The organism is Streptomyces sp. NPDC000941 (assembly GCF_053599555.1).
This window is the reverse complement of record NZ_JBSFMM010000451.1, coordinates 1-3,541: the sequence shown is the minus strand read 5'-3', so window position 1 is coordinate 3,541 and position 3,541 is coordinate 1. Positions and strand designations below refer to the sequence as shown.

The 3,541-nt window shown below is 77.3% G+C and carries 1 protein-coding gene and 1 pseudogene; both read right to left on the bottom strand.

Going from position 1 to position 3,541, the window contains the following annotated elements:
* Window positions 1–258: 258 nt before the first annotated feature.
* Complete coding sequence (locus ACWDSL_RS52535) at window positions 259–3,081, bottom strand: hypothetical protein (protein WP_450496769.1); 2,823 nt, start codon at window positions 3,079–3,081, stop codon at window positions 259–261.
* Window positions 3,082–3,467: 386 nt separating this feature from the next.
* Window positions 3,468–3,541, bottom strand: a pseudogene (locus ACWDSL_RS52530) (GTP-binding protein); the annotation flags it as partial.

Here is a 3,541-nt window from a genome sequence, read left to right as displayed (position 1 = left end):
GAGCTTCCGCAGGACCAGTCGCAGTACCCGTACCAGCAGCAGGACTACAACAACGGCGGCTACGACGAGCGGTACCGCTACTGACTGACGCGACGGGCTGGAGCGTGACAGGCGGCGGCGTGACAGGCTGGGGTGGTTGACGGTGCCCGCGCCGTCGCGGGGGCGTGCGCTCCGGCGGCGAGCTCCCCGACGACGGCCGCAGGCCCCGCTGCCTCCGTACGCCCCCGGCGCTGCCTCCGTACGCCCCCGCGGCCCCGGCTAGTCGGCCGGGGCCTCCGCCGGGTCCGGGGCGTCCGGGCGGCGGTACATACGGGTCGCCGTGATCTGCCCGTGCACCTGGCCGGCCTCCGGGTCCCGCTCGGGCAGCCCCGGCCGCAGATGCTCCTCCACGCTGATGTACTTCAGCCCCGCGCGCAGATCCGCGTCATTGCGCAACCGGATGACCAGCGGGAACTCGGCCAGCGCCGTCGTGTCGAACAGGCCCGTGGTGTAGAGCAGCTGGACGCCCAGCGCATCCGACACCGCCCGCTGAAGCTCCAGCAGATACGTCGCGTTGGCGCGCCCGATGGGGTTGTCGAGGAACAGCGTGCCCGCATGGCGGTGCCGGTCCCGGCCCCGGTCGTTGGAGCGCAGCGCCGCCATCGTGCAGTACAGGGCGATGGCCGCGGTCAGCAGCTGCCCGCCGGAGAAGACGTCGCCCATCTGCCCGACCGGCACCCGCTCGGCGCGCAGCACCGCGTCCGGTTTGAGGATCTCCACCGCCACGCCGCGCGGCAGGAGCGCCGCGTGCACCCCGCGCAGCAGCAGCGACATGCCGTCGCGGCGCAGGTCGGAGTTCTTCCGCACGGCGGAGCTGGTCGCCTCGTCGATGACCTCGCCAAGCCGCTCGGCGAGCGTCGCCTGGTCCGGGTCCTCGAAGCGGATCCGCAGGAACTCCTGCCCCGACCACTCCCCGAGCCCTTCGGGCAGCCGGGACAGCCGCTGGGCCGAGCGCAGCGTCGTCAGCGACGACTCGACCAGGCCGCGCAGCCGGTCCACGATGCTGTCCCGGTTGCGCTCCAACTGGGCCAGCTCGTCGGTCAGCACCCGCAGCCGGGGCGCGAACGCCTCGGCCCAGGCCACGGCGTGCTCCGGCAGGGCGGACGCGGGCAGCTCGCGGATCTGCTGCCGGGCGGGGGTGCGCACCTGCTCGTAACGGTTCGCGTTGGCATGCCGTACGAGTACATCGCTCGCCTCCCGGACAGCGGCCTCGGCCGCCGACAGGTCACCCGCGCAGCCGCGCAGCGAGCGGCGGGTCTCGGCGGCCGCCTGCCGGGCCTCCGCGAGGCTCCCGGCGTATGCCTCGGGCTGATCGTCTGCGGCCCCGTCCATGTCCTGGTGGTCGCGGAGCAGGTCCCGCAGCAACGCGGCGGTCTCCTCGAAGCCGCCCGCCGCGTCCTCGGCGGCGCGGTGGGCGCGCAGCAGTTCGGTGTGGGTGGTGCGGGCGGTCTCCAGCGTGTCCGTACGGGTGCTGAGTTCGGCGTTCGCCGAGCGCAGCAGCTCCTTGGCCTGCTCGGCATCCAGCGGGACCATCCCCTCCGGCAGCTCGGTGTGCGCCTCACCGTCCGCGGGCGCCAGCCGCTCCGCCTCGCCGCGCAACCGGCCCAGCTGCTCGCTCGCCGCCGACGCGCGCGCCTCCATCATGTGCACCAGCGACTCGGCGCGGGCCGCGGCCGCCTGGCGGGACGGGCCGTCCGCGCCGTCCGTGCTCTCCAGGAGCTGGGCGGCGCGGGTGCGGACCTTGTTGGTGAGCCGGTCCAGGGTGGCCAGCGCGGCGCTCTCGTCGCTCTCCGCACGGGCCTGTTCGGCGCGCAGATCGGCGCCGACGCCGACCTTCTCGTACACCTGTGAGGCCGCGCGATACGCCTCGCGGAGCGCGGGCAGCGAGGCGGTGGGCGGCGCGCCGTCCGCCACGTCGTCGGGCGCGCCCGCGATCTCGGCGCGCTCGGCGCGCAGCGCGCGGGCGGTGCGGTGCGCGTCGTCGGCCGCGCGCTGGGCGGCGCGCCGGTCCTCGTCCGCCGCGCGCGCCCGGTCCACGCACGCGGCGGCCCGCTCCTCGTACTCCGCGGCCTCGTCCGCCAGTTCGCGCAGCCTGGTCTGCCAGGCGGCGCGCTCCCGCAGCCGGAACGCGAGCCCCGCCAGCGCGTCGGCCGCGCGGCGGGCCCGCTGCGCCGCCTCCTGCCGCTCATCGCGCACCCGGGCCGCCTCGCCGGCCGCCTCGTCCACCTCCACCCTCGCCGTACGGGCCTCCGCCAGCTCCCGCTGCGCGGCGTCTGCCGCCTCACGGGCCGCATCGGCCGCCTCCGCCAGCTCCGCGAGCCGCCCGGGCGGGCAGCCCGTACGCCACGCCGACAGCCGCGCCGCCAGCGTCCGGTCCCCCGCCAGCCGGGCCGCGAGCGCCCGGATCTCCTCGTCCCGCGCGGTGGCCCGCGCGCGCAGCTCCCGCCGCTCGTCGTCGGCGGCCCGCTCGTCGTGCATCGCCGGGTTCGGCGGCACCAGGAACACGCCGCTGTCCTGCGCCCCGGGCGGCGGCGTCGGCGCGAGCAGCGCGGCCGCCGTCCCGACGGCCACGGCGGAGCGCGGCAGCAGCGACGCCGTGCCGAGCACCTCGCGCGCCCGCGCGTGCGTGTCGGGGTCGGTGATGACCACCCCGTCGACCAGCTCCGGCCGTGCGGCCAGCACCGCGGCGTGGTCGACGGGGTCCACGGCCTGCGCCAGATACCGCCAGCCGGGCAGCGCGGGGATGCCGTGCTCGCCCAGGTACTCCACCGCGGCCAGCACATCGGGGCTGGGCGGCAGCAGCCCGCCGTCGCCGAGCGCGCCGAGAATCCGCGCGTCGTCGGCCGCGGCCGTACGCAGATCGAAGAGCTGCCGCTCGGCGGAGGCGACGCTCTCGTCAAGCAACTCCCGCAGCGCGTCGGCGTTCCGGTCCAGCTCCTCAGCGCTCAGCGGCCCCTCTTCGCGGGCCCGCTCGGCGGCGCCACCCGCCGCCTGCCCCCGGCCGGCGCCGTCGCCCCCACCGTCCCACCGCCCGCGAGCCACGCCCCGGCGCGCGGCGGCCTTGTCGGCCGAGCCTTCGCCGCCACGGGTCGAGTCCTCGCCTCCGTGGGCCGCGGCCTCCTGCCGCCCCTCGGCTCGCCCGCCCGCGGTGGCGCCCCGGTGTGCGGTGGCCCCGGGGGTGCTCCCGCCACCGGCCGTGTCCCCGGCCCCGCGCCCTGCGCCGCCCGTAGCGGCCTCGGTACGGCGGGCCGTGGCGCCCTCGGCCTGAAGCGGCGCACCACCAGTCGCGTCCTCGGCGCGGCGAGCGGCACCATCTGTCGGGCCTTCAGCCTGCGCCCCAACATCACCGGTCAGCCGCTCGGGCTCGGCACCCGCACCGTCCGTCGCGCCCCCGGCGCCGGCACGTGCGGCGCCGGCCGCGCCACCGTTGCCGAGACGAGGGTCGTCTTGCCGTGGTCGACGTGGGCGACGATGGCAACGTTACGGATGTCGTGGCGCGTGG